Source organism: Burkholderia sp. PAMC 26561, assembly GCF_001557535.2.
Classification (GTDB): Bacteria; Pseudomonadota; Gammaproteobacteria; order Burkholderiales; family Burkholderiaceae; genus Caballeronia.
Window position 1 is genome coordinate 2763411 of the sequence record NZ_CP014306.1, and the last position, 21225, is coordinate 2784635.

At 60.5% G+C, this 21225-nt stretch carries 20 protein-coding genes; 8 read left to right on the forward strand and 12 right to left on the reverse strand.

Annotated elements, in window-relative coordinates:
* Positions 1-236 precede the first annotated feature (236 nt).
* The gene (locus AXG89_RS12780) at positions 237-1397 is read left to right on the forward strand and encodes an NAD(P)H-dependent flavin oxidoreductase (RefSeq protein WP_062169865.1); all 1161 of its coding nucleotides are present in this window, start codon (positions 237-239) and stop codon (positions 1395-1397) included.
* A gap of 29 nt (positions 1398-1426) precedes the next feature.
* On the opposite strand, the gene AXG89_RS12785 is transcribed toward AXG89_RS12780, so the two are convergent.
* From AXG89_RS12785 to AXG89_RS42120, 4 genes are all read right to left on the reverse strand, one after another.
* On the reverse strand, positions 1427-1630 hold the full coding sequence (locus AXG89_RS12785) for a DUF1289 domain-containing protein (protein ID WP_061999273.1): 204 nt from the start codon (positions 1628-1630) through the stop codon (positions 1427-1429).
* Between the two features lie 67 nt (positions 1631-1697).
* Positions 1698-2990 (reverse strand): phospholipase A, encoded by a 1293-nt coding sequence (locus AXG89_RS12790; protein WP_082771411.1) that lies wholly within the window; start codon positions 2988-2990, stop codon positions 1698-1700.
* Positions 2991-3294: 304 nt separating this feature from the next.
* Positions 3295-4650 carry an Nramp family divalent metal transporter gene (locus AXG89_RS12795; protein ID WP_062169866.1) on the reverse strand — a complete coding sequence of 452 codons (1356 nt, stop codon included), beginning with the start codon at positions 4648-4650 and terminating at the stop codon, positions 3295-3297.
* A 33-nt stretch (positions 4651-4683) separates the two neighbouring features.
* Positions 4684-5055 (reverse strand): hypothetical protein, encoded by a 372-nt coding sequence (locus AXG89_RS42120; RefSeq protein WP_162916051.1) that lies wholly within the window; start codon positions 5053-5055, stop codon positions 4684-4686.
* 152 nt (positions 5056-5207) lie between these two features.
* On the opposite strand from AXG89_RS42120, the gene AXG89_RS12800 reads away from it, so the two are divergent.
* The 4 genes from AXG89_RS12800 to AXG89_RS12815 all read left to right on the forward strand — a co-directional run bounded on the left by AXG89_RS12800 (position 5208) and on the right by AXG89_RS12815 (position 9346).
* Complete coding sequence (locus AXG89_RS12800; protein ID WP_086383732.1) at positions 5208-6269, forward strand: polyamine ABC transporter substrate-binding protein; 1062 nt, start codon at positions 5208-5210, stop codon at positions 6267-6269.
* A 151-nt stretch (positions 6270-6420) separates the two neighbouring features.
* A complete protein-coding gene (locus tag AXG89_RS12805) occupies positions 6421-7617 on the forward strand; it encodes a polyamine ABC transporter ATP-binding protein (RefSeq protein ID WP_082771412.1) in 1197 nt (398 codons plus the stop codon).
* Positions 7614-8528: an ABC transporter permease subunit gene (locus AXG89_RS12810; RefSeq protein WP_062169867.1), complete on the forward strand. Its 915-nt coding sequence runs from the start codon at positions 7614-7616 to the stop codon at positions 8526-8528. The genes AXG89_RS12805 and AXG89_RS12810 overlap by 4 nt, the downstream gene beginning before the upstream one ends.
* Positions 8525-9346, forward strand: a complete 822-nt coding sequence (locus AXG89_RS12815; RefSeq protein ID WP_442861735.1) for an ABC transporter permease subunit — start codon at positions 8525-8527, stop codon at positions 9344-9346. Before AXG89_RS12810 ends, AXG89_RS12815 begins: the two co-directional genes overlap by 4 nt.
* 3 nt (positions 9347-9349) lie before the next feature.
* Here AXG89_RS12815 and AXG89_RS12820 read toward each other — a convergent pair whose 3' ends face one another.
* Genes AXG89_RS12820 through mfd form a run of 4 tightly spaced genes read right to left on the reverse strand, consistent with a single transcriptional unit; the run spans position 9350 to position 15456 of the window.
* A complete protein-coding gene (locus AXG89_RS12820) occupies positions 9350-10354 on the reverse strand; it encodes a threonine/serine dehydratase (RefSeq protein ID WP_062169868.1) in 1005 nt (334 codons plus the stop codon).
* Between the two features lie 37 nt (positions 10355-10391).
* Positions 10392-10682 (reverse strand): nucleotidyltransferase family protein, encoded by a 291-nt coding sequence (locus AXG89_RS12825; RefSeq protein WP_062169869.1) that lies wholly within the window; start codon positions 10680-10682, stop codon positions 10392-10394.
* 4 nt (positions 10683-10686) lie between these two features.
* Positions 10687-11913 (reverse strand): acetylornithine deacetylase, encoded by a 1227-nt coding sequence (gene argE, locus AXG89_RS12830; protein ID WP_062169870.1) that lies wholly within the window; start codon positions 11911-11913, stop codon positions 10687-10689.
* Between the two features lie 51 nt (positions 11914-11964).
* Complete coding sequence (mfd, locus tag AXG89_RS12835) at positions 11965-15456, reverse strand: transcription-repair coupling factor (protein WP_062169871.1); 3492 nt, start codon at positions 15454-15456, stop codon at positions 11965-11967.
* A 110-nt stretch (positions 15457-15566) separates the two neighbouring features.
* Here mfd and ispD point away from each other — a divergent pair, with 110 nt between their 5' ends.
* Positions 15567-16280, forward strand: coding sequence for a 2-C-methyl-D-erythritol 4-phosphate cytidylyltransferase (ispD, locus tag AXG89_RS12840; protein WP_061999281.1), 714 nt, complete (start codon positions 15567-15569; stop codon positions 16278-16280).
* Between the two features lie 40 nt (positions 16281-16320).
* Positions 16321-16812: a 2-C-methyl-D-erythritol 2,4-cyclodiphosphate synthase gene (ispF, locus tag AXG89_RS12845; RefSeq protein ID WP_062169872.1), complete on the forward strand. Its 492-nt coding sequence runs from the start codon at positions 16321-16323 to the stop codon at positions 16810-16812.
* Between the two features lie 54 nt (positions 16813-16866).
* Here the strand turns inward: ispF and AXG89_RS12850 are convergent, their stop codons facing one another.
* The 4 genes from AXG89_RS12850 to ompR form a co-directional block, all read right to left on the reverse strand.
* Positions 16867-17391, reverse strand: coding sequence for a carboxymuconolactone decarboxylase family protein (locus tag AXG89_RS12850; RefSeq protein ID WP_061999283.1), 525 nt, complete (start codon positions 17389-17391; stop codon positions 16867-16869).
* Between the two features lie 108 nt (positions 17392-17499).
* Positions 17500-18048: a peroxiredoxin gene (locus AXG89_RS12855; RefSeq protein WP_061999284.1), complete on the reverse strand. Its 549-nt coding sequence runs from the start codon at positions 18046-18048 to the stop codon at positions 17500-17502.
* 260 nt (positions 18049-18308) lie between these two features.
* Complete coding sequence (locus tag AXG89_RS12860; protein WP_062169873.1) at positions 18309-19670, reverse strand: ATP-binding protein; 1362 nt, start codon at positions 19668-19670, stop codon at positions 18309-18311.
* An 80-nt stretch (positions 19671-19750) separates the two neighbouring features.
* On the reverse strand, positions 19751-20476 hold the full coding sequence (ompR, locus tag AXG89_RS12865) for an osmolarity response regulator transcription factor OmpR (RefSeq protein WP_056353156.1): 726 nt from the start codon (positions 20474-20476) through the stop codon (positions 19751-19753).
* A gap of 265 nt (positions 20477-20741) precedes the next feature.
* Here ompR and AXG89_RS12870 point away from each other — a divergent pair, with 265 nt between their 5' ends.
* Entirely contained in the window at positions 20742-21203 is a 462-nt protein-coding gene (locus AXG89_RS12870) for a hypothetical protein (protein ID WP_061999286.1), read from the forward strand.
* The last annotated feature ends 22 nt before the right edge of the window (positions 21204-21225 follow it).

Here is a 21225-nt window from a genome sequence, read left to right on the forward strand (position 1 = left end):
CAGTCGAATAGCCGAATCCGAAAGGGTCCGCTTCGAAAGAAGCGGACCCTTTGCGTTTTCAAGGCCGCGTTAGTGCCAGACAAGAGCTGCAACACAATCAACCGCAACACAATCAACCGCAAACACGTTCGCGAAAACGAAACGCAGCACAGTCGAACTTGATTGATAAATCGCAACATGGGTCTGTCTAACCTCCTGCAAGCTGAAAAAACTTTGACCCAGGAGTTGAACCCCACATGACGCCTCTTTCCCACCTGACCATCCGCGGCCGCACCTTGCTTCCTGTTGTGCAGGGAGGCATGGGCGTTGGCGTTTCCGCGCACCGGCTGGCCGGCTCGGTGGCAAGGGAGGGCGCAATGGGTACGATCGCCAGCATCGACTTGCGCCACCACCATCCTGATCTGATGGAAATGTGCCGCATTGAACCGTCACAGGAAACACTGGAGACCGCAAACCAGACCGCCTTGCGCCGGGAAATCATCGCAGCGAAGGAGATCAGCGAAGGTCGCGGCATGATTGCCGTGAACGTGATGCGCGCAGTCGCATCGTATGCGGCGGCAGTGCAGACGGCGTGCGATAGCGGCGCCGACGCCATCGTGATGGGCGCGGGACTGCCGCTCGATCTGCCGGACATGACGCAAGGTGTCGACATCGCGCTGATTCCCATTCTTTCGGACAGCCGGGGCATCGCGCTGGTGCTCAAGAAGTGGATGAAGAAGAACCGCCTGCCTGATGCCATCGTGATCGAACATCCGGCGCATGCCGGCGGTCATCTTGGCGTGGCAAGCGTCGCGGATATCCCGAGCGAGCGTTTCGATTTTGCGCGCGTGATCGAAGAAACCATGCTGACGTTCGATGCACTCGGCCTCAGCCGAACGCAGATCCCATTGATCGTGGCGGGGGGTATCGACAGTCATGCTGCGGTACGTCACTGGCTTGCGGCGGGCGCATCCGGTGTGCAGCTTGGAACGGCGTTCGCGGTTACCGAAGAAGGCGATGCGCATCCCGAATTCAAGCGCATTCTCGCCGATGCAAAACCTGAAGACATCGCCGAATTCGTGAGCGTGACGGGTTTGCCGGCGCGCGCCGTGAAGACGCCGTGGCTCGTGCGATACATGCGTCAGGAAACGAAGATTCGCGAGAAGATCGGCACGAAGCCGCAAGAATGTCAGTCGGGCCTGAACTGCCTGACTGCGTGCGGATGGCGCGACGGCATCGAAAAGTTCGGGCACTTTTGCATCGATGCCCGGTTGTCCGCGGCACTACGCGGCGATCGTCAGACCGGATTGTTTTTCCGCGGGCGCGAGGCGCTTCCGTTTGGCTCGGCGATTCGCAGCGTGCGCGAATTGCTCGACCTTCTGGTTGCGGACATTCGTCCTGCGGCGGCGCCGGCCTGAACGACGCCGGAACAACGCAATAGCGCGGCTCAGACCTTGTCGCGCGTGAAACGCATCGCCGAGCCTTCGCGGTTGATACGCTCCCAGATCGCGCGCTTTTCGTCGTCGCTCAGGAATACCCAGTTGGAAACTTCGGAGGCGGTCCGGCCGCAGCCCTTGCAAATGTCGTCGAAGAGCGTGGAGCACACGCCAATGCACGGGCTGTCGGGTAAATCGTGAAGATTCGATGCCATAAGACGCCTGTAAAGCGGGCGCTGCACGTGTTAAACGGCAGCGCCTGCGCGGAAAGTGAACCCGATTTTACCGCGCAATGCTGTATCCGATCCGGGCGATCCAGTGTTGCCGCTGGTTGTAGTCGAGAATGTCCTCGCCGTAGCCGTTAAAATACCCCACCCACAAATAACCGCCCCATGCGCTGTTGATGAGCTTGGCAAGCGGGTACGTGAACTGGGCATCCACGCTGCCGTATTTCGCCTTCGTCCCTTTGCGCAAGGTCGCCGCGAGTTGCCAGCTTTCCGGGCTGCCGTACTTCACGAGCAAATCCACGTACCCGCGATAGTCCTGGATATCCTCGTTGCCGCTCTTTGTGATGTAGTAATAAACCTTCGGCGATATGGTCAGGTGGTTCGAGTTGACATCGCCGAAATCCCACGTCGGGCGGACGAACGCGATATTGATCGCGCGCGAATCGGCGCCGCTCTTGCCGTTCGATTCATGGCCGATACCCGCCGTCACGCCCATGCGCGACCAGAGCGAACTCTTCCAGCCCGTGTCCTGCAGGTAGTAGAACAGTTGCGGCTGGTAGCTGGTATCGCGAAAGGGTGCGGACTCTGCGGACAAGTCCCAGATCGAGGTCTGCGTGTACGCCAAGTACAGGTTGTCCAGGAAGCTGCGTGAGCGGGGATCGTCGGGCAGCATCAGGCGGTACTTGAAGCTGAACTGGAACTTGGCGAGGTTGTCGCCGTTCTGGCCATCGGCGAAATACATGGGTTCGAACGTCGATAAACGGCCGCTCAGCATGCGGTCGCTCGTGGGCGTCGGTACTGCCGATGTATTGGCCGCCGCTTCCGCGCTCGCAAGTTGCTGCGGCGTCTTTGCCTGCGTCTCGGCGGTCTCCGCGGCGACAACCTGGGCTTGCTTGTCGCCGCGGTTAAGCACGATCAGCATGGGCGATGAATCGAAACCCACCGGGTCGACTTTCACCGTGCCGCGCGCCGTGTCCGGCCACGGGGCCGAGTACTTGACCTTCCTGTATTGGCCTGGGCGCAGCGTGAGTCTGTCCGGCACGTTCGCTGCGCGATCGAGCGCCAGCGGTTTCGGCGGCAGATCGCCGTTGGTCAGCGTGACCGTGAGGTTGCGGGGGACGTCGATGGTCAGCGGCTTCTTGTCGTCATCGCTGTACAGCAGCGTGAGTTCGAGCGGCTGCTGAGCGGCTGCTTCCCGCACCGGTTGCAGCACCGAGACCGTGGCATGGGCCGTCGCGGTCCAGCAAAAGCCCAAGCCAAGCGCCGCTGCAAAAGGGGTAAGACGAAAAGCACGCGGAATACCGCGCAGTGGCAAACGATTGATGTGCTGCAGTGGGCCTTGGGCCATGAAACGATCGTCCTTGTGGCGTTGATTGGCATCGGGCGCGGCGATGCGGCAAAGGACGATAAACCCATTCTCCTTGCCGTCTGTTGAGCGCGGCTCACAACCGCAAAACGTCGCGGATTTCGCTCATCGCCGGGACTTGCAGCCAGCGAATCTTCGAAATGCCGAATTGTAAACGCGATGAACGTTTATCTCGAAATACGGTGCAAAACGGGCAGCAACAGCAAGAAGCGATCCCGGGCGGCAAGAATTGCCTGGTGGGATCTCGGTTATATGCTGGAGTGACGTTGCGTCATTACGTGGCCGCTCAGACGTCCGTCACTAATTGCCACAGCAAAGCCACGTTCAACACGACGATAATCCCGGCGCACATCCACGCCAGGGCCAGCGGGATGCGTTTGACGCGCCAGCGGCCCATGAGGCCGGCATCGGAAGCGAAACGTACGAGGGGAATGACGGCCAGCGGCAGTTGCAGGCTCAAGACCACCTGACTCGCCACGAGCAACTGATTGGAACCGTGTTCGCCAAACGCGCCGACGGCAAGCAGCGCCGGTCCTATTGCAAGTGTGCGGGTCAGGAGCGCCCGAGCCCAGCGTGCAATTTTCAACTGCAGGAAACCTTCCATCACCGCCTGGCCCGCCAGCGTGCCGGTGACGGTCGCGTTCAGCCCGCAGGCGAGCAGCGCCGCTGCGAAGATGGCGCTTGCCCACTGGCTGCCGACAAGCGGGGCGATCAGGCGGTGTGCATCGGCGAGATCGCTGACGTCGTAATGTCCGCTTGCGTGAAAAACAGCGGCGGCCACGATCAGTAGCGACGCATTCACCGTGAAAGCCAGGCTGAGCGATGCAAACGTATCGATGTTCACGCCTTTCATGGCGTCGGAGATGGCTTCGTCGTCGCCGCTTTTCGCGTGGTCCTTTACCAGCGCCGAGTGCAGGTAAAGGTTGTGCGGCATGACGGTCGCGCCCAGGATGCCGGCGGCGAGCCAGACCATGCCGGCGTCGCGCAAGAGCGCGGCGGGCGGCGCGAGGCCGGCGAGCGCGCCGCGCCACGAGGGATTGGCGAGCGCGAGTTCGACCACGAAACAAAAGCCCACGAAAAAGATCAGCGTGGTGATGACGATCTGCAGCGGACGTTGGCCACGGCTTTGCAGCGCGAGCATGGCGAACGTGCCCACGGCGGACATCAGCACGCCAACCGTGAGCGATACCCCCAGCAGCAGTTGCAATGCCACGGCGCTGCCGACGACTTCGGCGACGTCGCACGCGATGATCGCGATCTCACAAGTGATCCAGAGGAAAACCGTGGTGCGGCGGCTATAGCGGGCGCGGCACAGTTGGGCAAGATCACGTCCGGTCACGACGCCGACTTTCGATGCCACCCATTGCAGCAGCAAACCCATCAGGCTGGCTGCCAGCACCACGCTCAGCAACTGGTAGCCGTACTTTGCGCCGCTGCCAAGCGCGGTGGCCCAGTTCCCCGGGTCCATGTAACCGACCGCGACCAGCGCGCCGGCGCCGATAAAGGAGAACCAGCGTCCGCGTACTCGGGGAGCGCCGTCGGGCGGTTCGCCGCGATGATTGAGGCGGGAGGCGGGAACGAGATCGGACGGCGGATTGTCCGCAGAGCCAGTCTGGTCGAGAGCGGACGAATTCGTATTCATGCAGTCTGAGGCCTGTTTCCTATAACCGGAAATTCACGAAGCGGGTGGAAAAATGGCGAGTTCGGCAAGAGCAGTGCCGCGGCGAGCGTCGGTTCCGGCTGCGCAGCAACCAACGTTCCGCTCCGTGTAGTCAGCGGCAAATGCACGACAAAAACCTTCGATTCGATAACAACATGGCAATCTCCCCAATGATGACATTACGCAAGCGAATGCGCTTTCAGATTCATTGGCGGCATTATGGTCTTTACCGGTATCGATAAGGTGCCGTGTCCGCACCAGCCACAATGCACCAGCTCGCGCCAGTCCTTGCAGGCAGTGATTCCGCGCATGTGCACTTTGCGCGACAATCGCTCCCGATTGTTTTTTGGTGCGACGCGTTTTGATGATAGTTTTCGTTTTTTTCACCGTCTCGATTGAGCTATAAGGAAAGGGCGCATCGGGATGAGGGTGGTCAACGGCCGGCAAGTCGAAAGGACGGAGGAACTGATATGGCAGAGAAATTGGCGGACCAGTTGTCAAAGCGCGCAGGCGCGGCGGCGTTAGTAGTGGCCACTGCAATGGCATTGGGAGCGTCGATGCCGGCATCGGCGAAAGACACGCAGCTCAACGTCTACAACTGGTCGGACTATATTGCCAAGGACACCATCCCGAACTTCGAGAAGCAGACCGGCGTCAAGGTCAAATACGACAACTACGACAGCGACGACACGCTGCAGGCCAAGTTGCTTACAGGCAATTCGGGCTATGACATCGTGGTGCCGACCAGCAATTACGCGGGCAAGCAGATCGCCGCCGGCATTTTTTCTCCGCTCGACAAATCCAAGCTCCCGAACCTCAAATACCTCGATCCCGACCTGATGAAACTCGTCGCCGGCGCGGACCCGGGCAACCAGTACACGGTGCCCTGGGCGTACGGCACGACGGGTCTTGGCTACAACGTGACGAAGGTCCAGCAGATTCTCGGCAAGAACGTGCCGCTCGATAACTGGGACATCCTGTTCAAGCCGGAAAACATCTCGAAGCTGAAGGCATGCGGCGTGTCGGTGCTCGACGCGCCGGACCAGATGTTTGCGGCGGCGCTGCATTACATCGGCAAGGATCCGATGAGCACGAACCCGGCCGACTACCGCGCCGCGCTCGCGATGCTCAAGAAGATCCGCCCGTACATCACCCAATTCAACTCGTCGGGCTACATCAACGACCTGGTAGGCGGCGATGTGTGCTTTACCTACGGCTGGTCCGGTGACGTCGTGATCGCCAAGCACCGCGCCGTGGACGCAAAGAAGGCGTTCAAGATCGAGTATTACATTCCGAAGGGCGGCGCGCCGGTCTGGTTCGACGTGATGGCCATCCCGAAGGACGCGAAGAACAAGGAAGCCGCGCTCGAGTGGATCAATTACATCGAGACGCCGCAGGTCCACGCCGCAATCACGAACGAGGTGTATTACCCGAGCGCGAACCAGGAAGCGCGCAAGTACGTATCGAAGGATGTGGCTGAAGATCCCGCCGTGTATCCGCCGCAGGACGTGATCAAGACGCTGTTCCTGCTCAAGCCGTTGCCGCCGGAAATCCAGCGCCTGCAGACCCGGCTCTGGACCGAGTTGAAGTCCGGCCGATAAAGAAACGATGCCGCACGGCGTACGATGAACGCAAAGCCCCCGGTCACCCGGGGGCTTTGTTCGTCACCGGTTTGAACATTGGTACAGGAAAAAAACGCAGTGGAACGAGGCAGCACGAACGCGCGGATGCGCACGAGCCGGGCAGCAGATCATGAGTGAGCAGTGGAGTGCAGTGCCTTCCGCACAAGGTGGCCAGAACGGCTCAGGCGGTCCCAACGGCCGCCGGCCGGAGCCCGGCATGCGCAGCCCGGACTGGGCCGAAGAGAACTTCGTGCGGATCGTCGATGTCGTCAAGAAATTCGATGAAACCGTCGCTGTGAAAGGCGTGAACCTGTCGGTCAAGAAGGGTGAGTTGTTTGCGCTGCTCGGCAGTTCCGGTTGCGGCAAGTCCACCTTGCTGCGCATGCTCGCGGGGCTCGAGTCGGTGACATCGGGCCAGATATTGATCGATGGCGAGGATCTCGCGGCCATGCCGCCGTATCGCCGGCCGACGAACATGATGTTCCAGTCGTACGCGCTCTTTCCGCATATGTCGGTGGAAGCAAATGTCGCGTTCGGGCTGAAGCAGGAAGGCGTGCGCGGCGCGGAGCTCAAGGAGCGCGTGCACACGACGCTCGAACTCGTGCAAATGGCGCGATATGCGCAGCGCAAGCCGCACCAGTTGTCCGGCGGGCAGCAGCAGCGGGTGGCGCTTGCCCGCAGTCTCGTGAAGCGGCCGAAGCTGCTGTTGCTCGACGAACCCATGTCCGCGCTCGACAAACAAATCCGCCAGCGTACGCAGATCGAGCTGGTGAATATCCTCGATAAAGTCGGCGTCACCTGCATCATGGTCACGCACGATCAGGAAGAGGCCATGACCATGGCTGGCCGGATCGCGGTGATGAGCGAGGGCGAGATCATCCAGACCGGCACGCCGCACGAAGTCTACGAATACCCGAATAGCCGGTTCACGGCGGAATTCATCGGTTCGACCAATCTCTTCGATGGCAACGTGGTCGAGGACGAACCCGATCACGTGTTCGTGGAGTCGAAGGATCTGCCGTCGCGCTTGTATGTGAATCACGGGATCACTGGACCGCTCGGCATGCCGGTCACCATTTCGGTCAGGCCGGAGCGCATCGCGCTGACACGCAAGCCGCCCGAAGGCGCCTATAACTGGGGCCGTGGGACGATCGCGAACATCGCTTACATGGGCGGCTACACGCTTTATCACGTGAAGCTTGACAGCGGCAAAGTGGTGGTCGCGAACTTGTCGAGCCTGACAATCGGCGAACTCGAATCACCCACCTGGGACGACGAGGTTTATGTGCGCTGGTCGGCGTCGGCCGGTGTGGTGCTCACGGCATGAAAGCGCTGCATTCAATCCGGCAACGCTTTGGTCTTTCCGGAAGGACGGCTGTGATTGCCGGGCCGTATCTCTGGCTCGTGCTGCTGTTTCTCGTGCCGTTCCTGCTGGTCGTGAAGATCAGTTTCTCCGACTCGCGTCTGGGCATCCCACCTTATACGGATTTGACGGCTTTGAAAGAGGGCGTGCTGAATATCGCGCTCGATTTCTCGCACTACGCATTCCTGCTGACCGACAGTTTGTACTTCGCAACGTACATGAACTCGCTGCTGGTCGCGGGGATATCGACGTTGCTGTGTTTGCTGATCGGTTATCCGATGGCGTATTACATCGCGCGATCGAATCCGGCGACCCGCAATCTGCTGATGATGGCCGTCATGCTGCCGTTCTGGACATCGTTTCTGATTCGCGTCTATGCGTGGATCGGCATTCTCAAGAACAACGGGCTGCTGAACAATTTCCTGATGTGGACGGGGATCATTCATTCGCCCATCGAGCTTTATCACACGAATATCGCGGTTTATATCGGCATGGTGTATTCGTATTTGCCGTTCCTCGTAATGCCGCTCTACGCGCATTTGGTCAAGATGGATCTGACCTTGCTCGAAGCCGCTTACGATCTCGGCGCGAAGCCCTGGAAAGCGTTCTTGCAGATCACGCTGCCGCTTTCGAAGAACGGGATCATTGCGGGATGTTTGCTGGTGTTCATTCCGGCGGTGGGCGAATACGTGATTCCGGAACTGCTCGGAGGCGCGGATACCTTGATGATCGGCCGCGTGATGTGGAATGAATTCTTCGATAACGCCGACTGGCCCATGGCCTCGGCCGTGACGTGCGCGATGGTCTTGCTGCTGCTCGTGCCCATGGCCGTCTTCCAGTATTACCAGGCGAAGCAACTGGAGGAGAAGCCATGATCCAGCCTAGCCGCCCGCTGCGTTTTACGTTTCTCGGTATCGGATTCCTGTTTCTTTATATCCCGATCATCAGCCTGATTGTGTATTCCTTCAACGAGTCGCAACTGGTCACGGTATGGACGGAGTTTTCGTTCAAGTGGTATCGCGCGCTGGTTCACGATGAAGAGTTGATCAACGCCGCGTGGTTATCTATACGGATTGCAGTATTTACGGCGTGCGCGTCGGTCGTGATCGGCACGTGGGCGGGTTACGTGCTCGCGCGAATGGGCCGGTTTCGCGGCTTCACGCTCTATGCCGGCATGATCAACGCGCCGTTAGTGATTCCCGAGGTGATCCAGGGGATTTCGCTGTTGCTGCTGTTTGTGGAAATGGCCAAGATTTTCGGCTGGCCTGCGGGACGCGGCTTGTTCACCATCTGGATTGGCCACGTGATGCTGTGTATTTCCTATGTCGCGATCATCGTGGAATCGCGGGTCAGGGAATTGAATCCATCGATTGAAGAAGCCGCACTTGATCTGGGCGCCACGCCGTTACGGGTGTTTTTCTCGATCACGCTGCCGCTCATATCGCAGGCGTTGGTGGCCGGGTGGCTGCTGTCGTTCACGCTGTCGATCGATGACCTCGTGTTGTCCGCATTCTTGTCCGGACCGGGATCGACCACGTTGCCGCTCGTCGTGTTTTCGCGCGTCCGGCTCGGGCTGAATCCCGAGATGAACGCGCTGGCCACGTTGTTTATTGCGTTTGTGACGGTCGGCGTGATCGGCGCAAATTATGTCATGCAGAGAAACGAGCGAAAGCGCCTGGCCAACGTGCTTTAACCGTCAGGCGGCCATCGACAGGTGTTTGTTCAGCGTCGCCGGGTCGGTGTTCGTGCCGCACAGCAGGACGCCGACGCGCTTGCCTTCCAGCGTTTCGCGCAACGGCCCGAGCAGCGCCGCCGTAGCCGCGGCGCATGCCGGTTCCACGGCCAGCTTAAGCTCGTTGAACAAATGCAGCATGGCGCGGCGCAGGTCGGCATCGGTTACGGTCACGAGACGGTCGATATGCCGCCGGCACAACTCGTAGCTGTACTCCTCGGTATGCGGCGCCATCAATGAATCGGCAATGCTCTGCATGGCGCCCATCTTCACCGTGTGGTTTGCGGCGAAGCTTTGGCCCATGGCATCGGCGCCTTCGGGCTCGACGCCGAAGACATGTATCGATGGATTCGCGAGCCGGAATGCCAGCGACACACCCGCAGCAAGGCCGCCGCCGCCGACAGGCAGGATCACCGCGTCGAGGTCAGGCGCTTGCGATGTCCATTCGTAACCGAGCGTGGACGTACCGATCACGGTTCTATATCCGTTGAACGGGTGCACGAAATAGCGGCCTTCCTCGGCTTCGATCTTACGCACGATCTCGAACGCTTCCGCGCCGTTCTCCGCCATCACGACTTCGGCGCCGAAACGGCGGCACAACGCGACGCGCGCCGGACTCGCGGTCTTGATCATCACGACCTTCGCGCCGATTTCGAGGCGCATCGCAGCATAAGCGACGGCCACCGCATGATTTCCCGCCGATACACACGTCACGCCCGCATCGCGCTCACTGTCGGATAAGGCAAGCAGGTGCGAAAAGGCGCCACGCGTCTTGAACGTGCCGCCGACCTGCAGCAGCTCGAACTTGAAGTTGACCGGCGTGCCTTCCAGTGTGGGGAAGTCGTGGCGCTCGAAGGTCGGCGTGCGCGCAACCCACGGCGCGAGCGCCATGTGCTGGGCGGCGATATCGTCGAGGGTGGGGATCGGCGTGCCGTCGATGGTCTGGTCGGGGTGATGGGCGGTGGACATGGGGATGTGCGTAATGTGGGTCAAAGAAGCGTTTCACTCATACCGGCGCCGCTTCCGCCAATACCTGTTCTCGAAACCTGATCGGCAGATAGCCCGGCGTGAGTAAGTCAACGGTCACGCCAAGCACTTCTTCGAGTTCCATTTGCAGGCCGCCCAAGCCGAAAAGCGTTGCGCCAGGCAAAGCGTCGACCAGCAGGTCCAGATCGCTGCGGTCCAGGTCGGTGCCATGCAAAACCGAACCCAACACACGTGGGTTGGCAGTGTGGAAGCGGCCAACCGCTTCGCGCATTGTGTCCCGTTTCAGATCAAGGGCGGCGGAAGGTTTCATCGTATCAACGCACCTGCGCTTCGACCGACATGCTATGAATGAACTTGCCCAAAAACGCCTCGCAGGCCGCAAGCTGCTCCAGCGACACATACTCGTTCGCCTTGTGCGCCTGCTCGATATTCCCTGGCCCGCAGACAATACTCGGCACGCCGGCGAGCTGGAACAACCCGGCTTCCGTGCCATACGCGACCTTGCGTTTGTCCTGGTTCTCCGTCAGCGCGCGCACGAGTTGCGTGATCGCCGCCTGCTCTGAAGCATCCAGACCTGGAGCCGCGGCGATCCGTGAAAACTCGATCGCCGCGTTTGCGTGTTCCTTCTGCATCTTCGGCAGCAACTCTTCGCGCGCGTACTTCTCGATGCGCTGAAAAATCGGCTCCGGATCGAGCGTCGGCAAGTTGCGGAATTCGAACGCGAAATTGCATTCGGCGGGCACCGTGTTGATCGCGTTGCCGCCGTTGATCGTGCTGGTCTGCGCGGTCGTGAAGGGCACGTCGTATTGTTCGTCGAACGGACCTTGCGCGCGGAATTCGTCGGCGATATCGCGGATATGGCAGATCAGCCGCGCCGCGTATTCAATCGCGTTCAAACCCTTCGGTGTCAACGACGAATGCGCCGCCAACCCGCGTACACAGCAGTTATAAGCGTTGATGCCCTTGTGCGCGATGATCGGCCGCATGCTGGTCGGCTCGCCGACAATACAGCCGTCCGGACGCAAGCCGCGCTTTTGCAGGTCGGTGATCAGCAGCGGCGCACCGGCGCAGCCGATTTCTTCATCGAAGGAGAGGGCGAAGTGGATCGGCCGCGCGAGTTTCGTGGCCTGCATCTTCGGCAGCAGGGTCAACGCCGCGCCGATAAACCCCTTCATGTCGCAGGTGCCGCGGCCGTACAGCAAACCGTCGCGGACTTCAGGCTTGAACGGATCGCTGTCCCATTTCTGACCGTCGACGGGCACCACGTCCGTGTGGCCGGACAGCACGATCCCGCCATTCGTCGCGCCGTCGTGCGCGGGAACGGTCGCGAAAAGATTGGCCCACTTGCCGCTCGGGTCGGTGGTCAGCGTGCTTTCGATGCCCGCCGCGCGCAGGTCGTCGCGCACGGTCTCGATCAGGCCCATGTTCGGATTGCGGCTGACGGTATCGAAGGAGACGAGCTTCTTGATCCACGGCAGCGACGCCGGTTCAGTGGAAGGTGTTTGGGCGACGGAAGCCGTCGATTCAGCGATCTGCGACATGACACTCTCCTTGATTTTCACTTTTCGATGATACCGAAAAAGCAATAAAAACTAACGCGATGGTGCGATGGCGGCAGCCGGTTTCTGTTGCCGCACCGGCGCGCCGAGTGCGCGCAACGTTTCCTTGACCGTCGAAATCCGCACCGCGAGGTCCGGACTGCGCACTTCGATGCGCAGCTTGTCCTGCCCCGCGAGCTTGATGTGCTTGTTCTTCTGCACCATCTCGATGATCTTCATGGCGTCGACAGGCGGGTTCGGCACGAACTGCAGCGAGATCACATGTTCCGCCGCATCGATCTTCAGGATCCCCAGCGGTTTGGCGGCGAGCCGCAGCTTGTGGGTCTCGACCAGTGCGCTAGCCTGCGGCGGCAGCTTGCCGAAACGATCGATGAGTTCTTCCAGGATCGAGTCGATGGCATCGCTCGATTCGCAGTTCGCCATGCGCTTGTACAGCGACAAACGTTCCTGCACGTCGGCGCAATAGTCGGCGGGGAGGATCGCGGGCGCGTGCAGGTTGATCTCGGTCGTGGCGGCGAGCGGCGCGTTCAGGTCCGGTTCGCGGCCCTCTTTCAGTGCACGCACGGCGTCGTTGAGCATGTCGGTGTAGAGCTGGAAACCGATCTCGTGGATCTCGCCCGATTGTTTGTCGCCGAGCACTTCGCCCGTGCCGCGAATTTCCAGATCGTGCATGGCGAGGTAAAAGCCCGAACCGAGTTCTTCCATCTGCTGGATCGCTTCCAGCCGCCGCTGCGCCTGTTTCGTGAGCGCGGCCGGATCGTGCACGAGCAGGTACGCATACGCCTGATGGTGCGAACGCCCGACACGGCCACGCAACTGATGCAACTGCGCGAGGCCGAATTTATCGGCGCGATGGATCAGGATGGTGTTTGCGCTCGGCACGTCGATCCCGGTTTCGATAATCGTCGTGCACAGCAGCACGTTCGCGCGCTGGCCGACGAAGTCGCGCATTACGCGCTCGAGTTCGCGTTCATGCATTTGTCCGTGCGCGACCGCGATGCGCGCTTCGGGCACGAGTTTTTCGAGCATCGAACGACGGTTTTCAATGGTCTCGACTTCGTTGTGCAGGAAATAAACCTGACCGCCGCGCTTGAGCTCGCGCAGCATCGCCTCGCGGATCACGCCATCTTCCTCGCGGCGCACGAAGGTCTTGATCGCGAGACGTTTTTGCGGCGCGGTCGCGATGATCGAAAAGTCGCGCAAGCCTTCCAGCGCCATGCCGAGCGTGCGCGGAATGGGCGTGGCGGTGAGCGTGAGCACATCGACTTCAGCGCGCAGCGCCTTCAACGCTTCCTTCTGCCGCACACCGAAACGGTGTTCCTCGTCGATGATCACGAGCCCCAGCCGCTTGAACACCACGTCGCTGGACAGCAGCTTGTGCGTACCGATGACGATATCGACAGTGCCGTCGTTGATCGCCTGGATCGACCCTGCCACTTCCTTCGTGCTCTTGAAGCGCGACAGCTCGGCGATCTTCACGGGCCAGTCGGCGAAACGGTCGGTGAAGGTGTTCGTGTGCTGTTCGGCGAGCAGGGTGGTGGGCGAGAGGATCGCGACCTGTTTGCCGCCAAGCACCGCGATAAACGCCGCCCGCAGCGCGACTTCCGTCTTGCCGAAACCCACGTCGCCGCAGACCAGACGGTCCATTGGCTTGCCGCTCGTCATATCGCCGATGACAGCGGTAATCGCCGCGGCCTGATCCGGCGTTTCCTCGAAGCCGAAACTTTCGGCGAACTTCGCGTAGTCGCGCGCTTCGAGCGGGAACGCGTGGCCCTGGCGCAGCGCCCGCCGCGCGTAAAGGTTGAGCAGCTCGGCGGCGGTATCGCGGATCTGCTGCGCAGCCTTGCGTTTTGCCTTGTCCCACTGGCCCGACCCGAGCGTGTGCAACGGCGCGGTGTCCGGGTCCGCGCCGCTGTAGCGCGAAATCACATGAAGCTGCGCGACCGGCACGTAGAGCTTGGTTTCGTTCTGATATTGCAAATGGAGAAACTCGGTCTCGCCTTCGCCGAGATCCATCGATACCAGCCCCATATACCGTCCGATCCCGTGCTGCGTATGCACGACCGGATCGCCGATTTTCAGCTCGGAGAGGTCGCGCACCATCGAGTCGACGTTGCTCGCCTGTTCCTGGCGGCGTCGTCCGGCGCGGCGCGTGAGTTGTCCGTATAGCTCGGTTTCGGTGACGATCGAGAGACCTTCGCCCGGCAACGAAAAGCCGTTCGAGAGCGGCGCGACGCCCAGGGAAAACTTGGCGTCGCCCGTCAGCCATTGCTGGAACGTGTCGTCGATGGCGGCGCGCAGCCCGTTGTCGGCGAGAAGCTGCTGGATCGTCTCGCGACGACCCGCCGATTCCGTGGCGAGCAGCACGCGATTGGGCGTTTGCTCCAGGTAATGGCGCAGCGCGAGCAACGGATCTTCGGCATGCCGATCCACGGCAAGGCCCGGCAGCGGCACGGCCCAGCCGCCCTCGGGCGAGGGCGGAAACTTGATCTGCGCGAACGGTTTGGCGAAGGAAAAGAAGTCGTCGTCGGAAAGAAAGAGACGCTTTGGTTCGAGCAGCGGCCGCTCGCGGTCATGCGACAGGAAGTTGTAGCGCTGCTTCGTGTCGTTCGTGAAGCGCTTGATTGCCGCGTCCATGTCGCCGACGAACGCCAGTTGCGCGTCTTGCGGCAAATAGTGGAAAAGCGTGGCTGTTTCGTCGAAGAACAAGGGCAGGTAGTACTCGATACCCGCTGCCGGCACACCATTGCCGATGTCCTTGTATATGGATGAACGGCTCGGATCGCCTTCGAAAACCTCGCGCCAGCGGCTGCGGAAGGCGGTGCGGGCGGGTTCATCGAAGGGAAATTCGCGCCCTGGAAGCAGACGCACATCGCGGACCGGGTACAAACTGCGTTGCGTGTCCGGATCGAAGGCGCGGATGGAATCCACCTGATCGTCGAACAAATCGATCCGGTACGGCAGCGGCGAGCCCATCGGAAACAGATCCAGCAACGACCCACGCACGCAGTATTCGCCCGGACGCACGACCTGGCTCACATGCTCATACCCCGCGAGCGTCAACTGGCTCTTGAGTTTCGCCTCGTTGAGCCGCTCGCCCTGCGTGAACGAGAACGTGTACGCGGCCAGGAACGATGCCGGCGGCATCCGGTACAACGCCGTGGTGGCGGGCACGAGCAGGATGTCGCAACGGCCTTCACCGAGGTCGTGCAGCGTCGCAAGGCGCGCTGAAACCAGGTCCTGATGGGGTGAAAACGTGTCGTAGGGCAGCGTTTCCCAGTCGGGCAGCAGCCTGACCCGGGCGTCCGGCGCGAAGAACGGGATTTCGACCGAAAGACGTTGGGAATCCACCGCGCTCGCGCACATCACGACCAATAACGGGACGTTTTCGCGGTTTGCGAGGTGGTAACGCGCGAGAGCGAGCGCGTCGGAGGAACCGGTGGCGCCATCGAAGGCAAAGCGCTGACCGGCCTTGACGAGTGCGATAGGAGACGTTGACTGCAAACTGACGGCTTTTGAAGGCATAAAGTGTGCGGGGAACCGTTCGCGTGCGAAAGTGCATGCGGGACCGGCATGGTCGCGATAGACCTATTATAAAATCCGGGCTTCACTTTTGACTTGGGCGTTTTCAACTCGTGACTTCCCGCCTGTTCGCCCTCATCCCATGTGCCGGTTCCGGCAGCCGTTCCGGCGCCCCCATGCCGAAGCAATATCAGACCGTCGGCCGTCATCCGATGCTGCGCTATTCCCTCGCTGCCTTCGATGCCTGCTCCGAGTTCGCCCAGACGCTCGTGGTGCTGGCGCCGAACGATCATCACTTCGATGACCGCCGTTTCGCGGGCCTGCGCTTCGCCGTGCAACGCTGCGGCGGCGCGACGCGGCAAGCTTCTGTATTCAACGGCCTGGCGGCGCTGGCAGGCTTTGGCGCCCGGGAAGACGACTGGGTGCTCGTGCACGACGCTGCGCGCCCCGGTCTCACGCCCGAGATGGTGCGCAAGCTCGTGGGTGAGCTGAAGAACGATCCGGTTGGCGGGATTCTGGCGCTGCCGGTGGCGGATACGTTAAAGCGCATCGAGGCAGAAGGCACGGCGCACGACGAAGGGCGCATTGCCCGCACCGAGTCGCGCAACGGCTTGTGGCAGGCACAGACGCCGCAGATGTTCCGTCTCGGCATGTTGCGCGATGCAATCACGCGGGCCCGGCAAGACGGCCACGACCTCACCGATGAAGCGAGCGCCATCGAATGGCTGGGACATGCGCCGCGATTGATTCAGGGGAGTTTGCGCAACTTCAAGGTCACCTATCCTGAGGATTTCGCATTGGCGACAGCCATGCTCGGCGCTGTCTGATATTTCATTTAGCTCACCGCTTAACCTTTTAGGATTATCGATGGATTTCAGAATCGGACAAGGCTACGACGTTCACCAACTGGTCGAGGGACGGCCGCTGATCATCGGCGGGGTGACGATTCCTTACGAACGCGGCCTGCTCGGGCATTCGGACGCCGATGTCCTGCTGCACGCGATCACGGACGCCTTGTTCGGCGCAGCGGCAATGGGCGATATAGGCCGTCATTTTCCCGATACGGATGCCGAATTCTCAGGCGCCGATAGCCGTGTTTTATTGCGCGAGGCATTTGCGCGGGTTTCGGAGGCGGGGTTTGCGATCATGAACGTCGATTCGACCGTGATCGCGCAGGCGCCGAAGCTTGCGCCGTTTATCGAGGCGATTCGCGCGAATATCGCAGGGGATCTGGAACTGCCGTTGAGCCGCGTCAACGTGAAGGCGAAGACCAACGAGAAGCTGGGCTATCTGGGCCGGAAAGAGGGGATTGAAGCGCAGGCGGCGGTACTGTTGATGCGTACGGGAATCGATGCCTGAAAAATGCAGTTGATAATAGTCGCGCCGGAGAATCCTCCGGCGCGCTTGATCGATTTACTTCCCTTCAGCCGTAATCGCCAACTGAGCCGCCACGATCACCGCGGCAATGCGCCCGACATCGCGTAATTGCGTCGTGCTCATGCCTTCGCCTACGAGATTCTCGTAGTGCGATTTCACGCAAAAATGGCACTTCCCGACAATCGATGCCGCCAGCGCAAACATCTCGAAACGCCGTTTATCCAGACCGCCGTGCGTGGCGTACGCATTCATCCGCAAAGCGGCGGGCTGCGTCTTCAGGTCGGCGTTATCGGCCATTTCCAAGTACGGATACCAGACGTTGTTCATGCCCATCAAGGCGGCAGCGGTCAACGCGCCGTTCGTTTCCTCAGCCGACAACACGCCCGACTCGCGAATCAGCGTCACGATCTTCGTAGCCTTCGCGGCATAGGCGGCCGCGAGCGCCACGCCGACGGCATCATTGCCTTCCAGCGATGACCGCGCAATCGTCCCGTCCACGTTCAGCCGGATGTCTTTTGCGTAATCAGGAATCAGTTCTTTAATCGATGCGAGGAATTCCATAAATTTCTCCTATCCAACAACCGATAAAAAAGCCCGCCGGCTCGAGCTTGACTCGTAAAGCGGACGGGCTGAGGCGCAGCCATGAAGGCCTCGCCGGTACATATGCAATTACAGCGTCGTACCGCCGACAGCGCGGTTGCACGGGCAGAGTTCGTCCGTTTGCAGGCCGTCGAGAATACGCAGCACTTCTTCCGGGCTGCGGCCGACGTTCAGGTTGTTCACCGAAACGTGCTGGATCACATTGTCCGGATCGATGATGAACGTTGCCCGCAACGCCACGCCCGCTTCCTTGTCACGCACGCCGAGCTGGTCGATCAGTTCGCCCTTCACGTCGCCGAACGAGTAGTGGTTCAGCTTGCTCAGGTCCTTGTGCTCACGGCGCCATGCCAGCTTGACGAATTCGTTGTCCACGCTGCCGCCAAGCAGCACTGCGTCACGGTCTGCGAAGTCGCCGTTCAGCTTGCCGAACTCGACGATTTCCGTCGGGCAGACGAACGTGAAGTCCTTCGGATAGAAATACAGGATTTTCCACTTGCCAGGAAACGACTGCTCGGTGATCTCTTCAAATGCCGACACGCCATTTTCTTCGTGATTGTTGAAACCCGGCTTTGCAGCTGTAACGGTGAAAGCTTCAACTTTATCGCCCACGGTCTTCATATGAATACTCCTGTGTTCGTTGGAAGAAAAACCAAGACTACCTGATCGCTGTAACGCTCACATGACGCAGCATCAAACTCAAAGCCGTTGATCTGGCGAGAGCGCTGCGTTGAACGAAGTCCACTATAACCCTATTGAGCAATGGTATCAATAGATTTTGACTAACACCCCAGATAGCTTTTAACGAATGGACCGATAGGCATTTGAAACCACCCTGCGCATTGAACGCCATGGCGAAACCCTTGGGCCTGCATGAAACTTCATGAGCGCAGTGTGCGTTTTTCCATGGCCGGAAAGTCGATGGTGACTTCGAACCCTGGGTGCGGCGAACGGTTACGCAGCCGCAGCGTGCCGCGCTGACGCGTCACCAGCCGTTGCACGATCGCCATGCCCAATCCGGTTCCGTTGGCCTGCGTGCGGGCGGTATCGACGCGATAGAAGGGCCGCGTGATCAGCGCAACCTGGTCTTCGGGAATGCCGCGTCCTTCGTCCATTACCGATAACTCCACGCGCCCATGGTTCACACGGGTTTGCAGCGTGATCCGCGCGACGTCATCGGCGGCGCTGCGGCCATACTTGCGCGCGTTTTCCAGCAAATTGCCGATCACGCGACGCACATCGGTGGGATCGCCCTCGACGATCGCGCCTTGCGCCAGATCGGTTTTCATCACCACGCCTTCCTCGGTGAGAAAGCGCGCGGTCATCTCGCCGCCGATCATCGACAGATCCACAGCCTCGGCCATGCGCTGCATCGGCCGCGCATAGTCGAGGAAACGCCCGATGATCATGTCCATCTGTTCGATGTCATCGACCATCGCGAGTTTCGTCGCTTCGTCGGAGGGGCTCATCTCGGTTTCCAGCCGCAGACGCGCGAGCGGCGTGCGCAAGTCGTGCGAGATCCCGGCGAGCATCAGCGCACGGTCGGCATCGAGTTGCTCGAGGTCCTGCACCATCTGGTTGAAGCTTCGATTGGTTTCGGCGGCAACGCCCATGCCGCGTTCAGGAAGCGGTTCGGGTGATTGTCCCGAGCCGACCTTGCGCGCGGCAAGCGCGAGGCGCGCGAACGGCCTGTTGACGAGACTGGTGATGAACGCCGCGCCGAAGAGCGACAGCGCGAGCGCAAAGATGCCCCAGCCGGCCCATTGCAGGCCGGTGACGGTATCGAGCTGATCGCGGTCGAGCGCGACCCAGTAATCGTCGTCGTCGATCTTGAAGCTGATCCAGACGCCCGGGATGTCGTTCACCGATTGCGCGATGACCGTGTCGTTGCCCAGGCGGCCGCGAACGTCGCGCTCGATCAGACGGTTCAGCGATTCGTCGGGCTGGAGACGGTATTTATCGGTGGTTTCGCGCGGATACACGCGCACGCCTTCATTGCTTTCCAGATCCTGCAGCAGCGCGCGGCGAAGGTCGGGATCGGAATAAAGGAGGGCGGTGCGGGTGAGCTTGACGACGGCGACCAACTGCAGCGCGACGCGCTGCGCGCGCGGCTCGCGTTCGATCACGCGAAAGCTCTGGAACCAGGCGGCGATGCTCACCGCGATCAACAGCGCGATGAGGGCGAACGTCCGCCAGAACAGGCCGCCGAACGCGAGCGTCAGTAGCCGCCTGTCAATCCGCATGGGTCGTTGACGCTCGTGCTTGTGGCGCGCATGAAGCGCGTTTGCGAGGACTCAATCAGAACTCAACTGGTACTCAATGCTCAAGCCGCGCCGTCCGGAATGAAGACGTAGCCGAGACCCCACACCGTCTGGATGAAGCGTGGGCTGCTCGGGTCCGGCTCGATCAGCTTGCGCAGCCGGGAGATCTGGACATCGAGACTGCGGTCGAAGACTTCGTATTCACGGCCACGCGCCAGTTCCATCAGTTTTTCACGTGACAGCGGCGCACGCGGATGCCGCGCGAAAACCTTCAGCACGGAGAATTCACCCGTGGTCAGCGGGATTTCCTGGCCATTCTTGGTCAGCGTGCGCGTGGCGAGATTCAAGGCAAACTCGCCGAATTCAAACACCTCAGCAGTTTCGGACGGCGCACCCGGCAATTCCGACGGAGACTGCCGGCGCAGCACGGCATGAATCCGGGCCACGAGCTCGCGCGGATTGAATGGCTTCGGAAGGTAATCGTCGGCACCCATTTCCAGCCCGACAATCCGATCCACGTCTTCGCCCTTGGCCGTGAGCATGATGATCGGCGTGCGGTCATTGCTGCCGCGCAGTCGCCGGCAGATCGACAGGCCGTCTTCCCCCGGCAACATCAGGTCGAGCACGAGCAGGTCGAAACGTTCGCGTACCCAGAGCTTGTTCATCGACGGTGCATTTTCAGCGACATAGACATTAAAGCCTTGTTCGCCGAGATAACGCCGCAAAAGATCGCGCAAACGGGGATCGTCGTCGACTACGAGTATTTTTGAGGGATTTTTGGTTTCCATTCCGGCATCTTAGCGCGATTAGAAAGAGGAGCGAGTTTGCGTGAATTATAAGGTAACAGATAGTTACAAAATTTACGGGGACTGTGGCACGACGTAAAGGTTCTATGCGTACACTCCTTTACCTAAGCCCGTCATTCGGTAGATACTCCATTAGTACAACGATTGCGCGTCAGCGACATGGCGGCATGACCGTCCACCTTGCCTGCCACGCAAGCACGCCAAAGAGCCTGAGACTGTCCGGTTGTCGAGCAACGAAGGGAACAACATGAAGGGAGCGCGGCGGCGCAAACCTGTGCGCAACATGCGCATCATCCGACTAACGCTGATCGCTAGCGCGTTTTACGCCGTGTTTGCCGTGCGCAGTGCTTTCGCGCAACCATCCCAATCCTCCAGTCGCAATGCGTCGGCGTTTGACCGGCCGGATTCGTCGTGGGCGTCGTCATCGGGTTATCTGAATTCGGATGCCGGCGAGAATCCAACTGCCGGCGGGTCGAGTGCGCGCCCGCAAAGGAGCCGCAGTTTCGATGGCCGCCTGATGCGCGCACAGCATCGAATGGGCAAGCAGTCTGGAAACACTCAAGCGCAGCAAATGCCTGTCATGCAGCCGCCACCGGTTGACCCGCAACCGCCCGAACGTACGCCACGGCACGGCGTGATGACCGCCGATGAACGCAGGCTGTTGCGCCAGCACATCGAGGAAGCGGTCAGGGATCTGTATAAGCGGTGATTGCTTTCCGTCTGATGCCGGC

Coding starts and splice junctions, on each gene's coding strand:
- AXG89_RS12785 (WP_061999273.1), bottom strand. CDS start 1,630: ATGGCATCGAATCTTCACGATTTACCCGACAGCCCGTGCATTGGCGTG.
- ispF (WP_062169872.1), top strand. CDS start 16,321: ATGGATTTCAGAATCGGACAAGGCTACGACGTTCACCAACTGGTCGAG.
- AXG89_RS12870 (WP_061999286.1), top strand. CDS start 20,742: ATGAAGGGAGCGCGGCGGCGCAAACCTGTGCGCAACATGCGCATCATC.
- AXG89_RS12815 (WP_442861735.1), top strand. CDS start 8,525: ATGATCCAGCCTAGCCGCCCGCTGCGTTTTACGTTTCTCGGTATCGGA.
- AXG89_RS12790 (WP_082771411.1), bottom strand. CDS start 2,990: ATGGCCCAAGGCCCACTGCAGCACATCAATCGTTTGCCACTGCGCGGT.
- AXG89_RS12805 (WP_082771412.1), top strand. CDS start 6,421: ATGAGTGAGCAGTGGAGTGCAGTGCCTTCCGCACAAGGTGGCCAGAAC.
- AXG89_RS12810 (WP_062169867.1), top strand. CDS start 7,614: ATGAAAGCGCTGCATTCAATCCGGCAACGCTTTGGTCTTTCCGGAAGG.
- AXG89_RS12820 (WP_062169868.1), bottom strand. CDS start 10,354: ATGTCCACCGCCCATCACCCCGACCAGACCATCGACGGCACGCCGATC.
- AXG89_RS12800 (WP_086383732.1), top strand. CDS start 5,208: ATGGCATTGGGAGCGTCGATGCCGGCATCGGCGAAAGACACGCAGCTC.
- AXG89_RS12825 (WP_062169869.1), bottom strand. CDS start 10,682: ATGAAACCTTCCGCCGCCCTTGATCTGAAACGGGACACAATGCGCGAA.
- ompR (WP_056353156.1), bottom strand. CDS start 20,476: ATGGAAACCAAAAATCCCTCAAAAATACTCGTAGTCGACGACGATCCC.
- AXG89_RS12860 (WP_062169873.1), bottom strand. CDS start 19,670: ATGCGGATTGACAGGCGGCTACTGACGCTCGCGTTCGGCGGCCTGTTC.
- AXG89_RS12855 (WP_061999284.1), bottom strand. CDS start 18,048: ATGAAGACCGTGGGCGATAAAGTTGAAGCTTTCACCGTTACAGCTGCA.
- mfd (WP_062169871.1), bottom strand. CDS start 15,456: ATGCCTTCAAAAGCCGTCAGTTTGCAGTCAACGTCTCCTATCGCACTC.
- AXG89_RS12795 (WP_062169866.1), bottom strand. CDS start 4,650: ATGAATACGAATTCGTCCGCTCTCGACCAGACTGGCTCTGCGGACAAT.
- AXG89_RS12780 (WP_062169865.1), top strand. CDS start 237: ATGACGCCTCTTTCCCACCTGACCATCCGCGGCCGCACCTTGCTTCCT.
- argE (WP_062169870.1), bottom strand. CDS start 11,913: ATGTCGCAGATCGCTGAATCGACGGCTTCCGTCGCCCAAACACCTTCC.
- AXG89_RS12850 (WP_061999283.1), bottom strand. CDS start 17,391: ATGGAATTCCTCGCATCGATTAAAGAACTGATTCCTGATTACGCAAAA.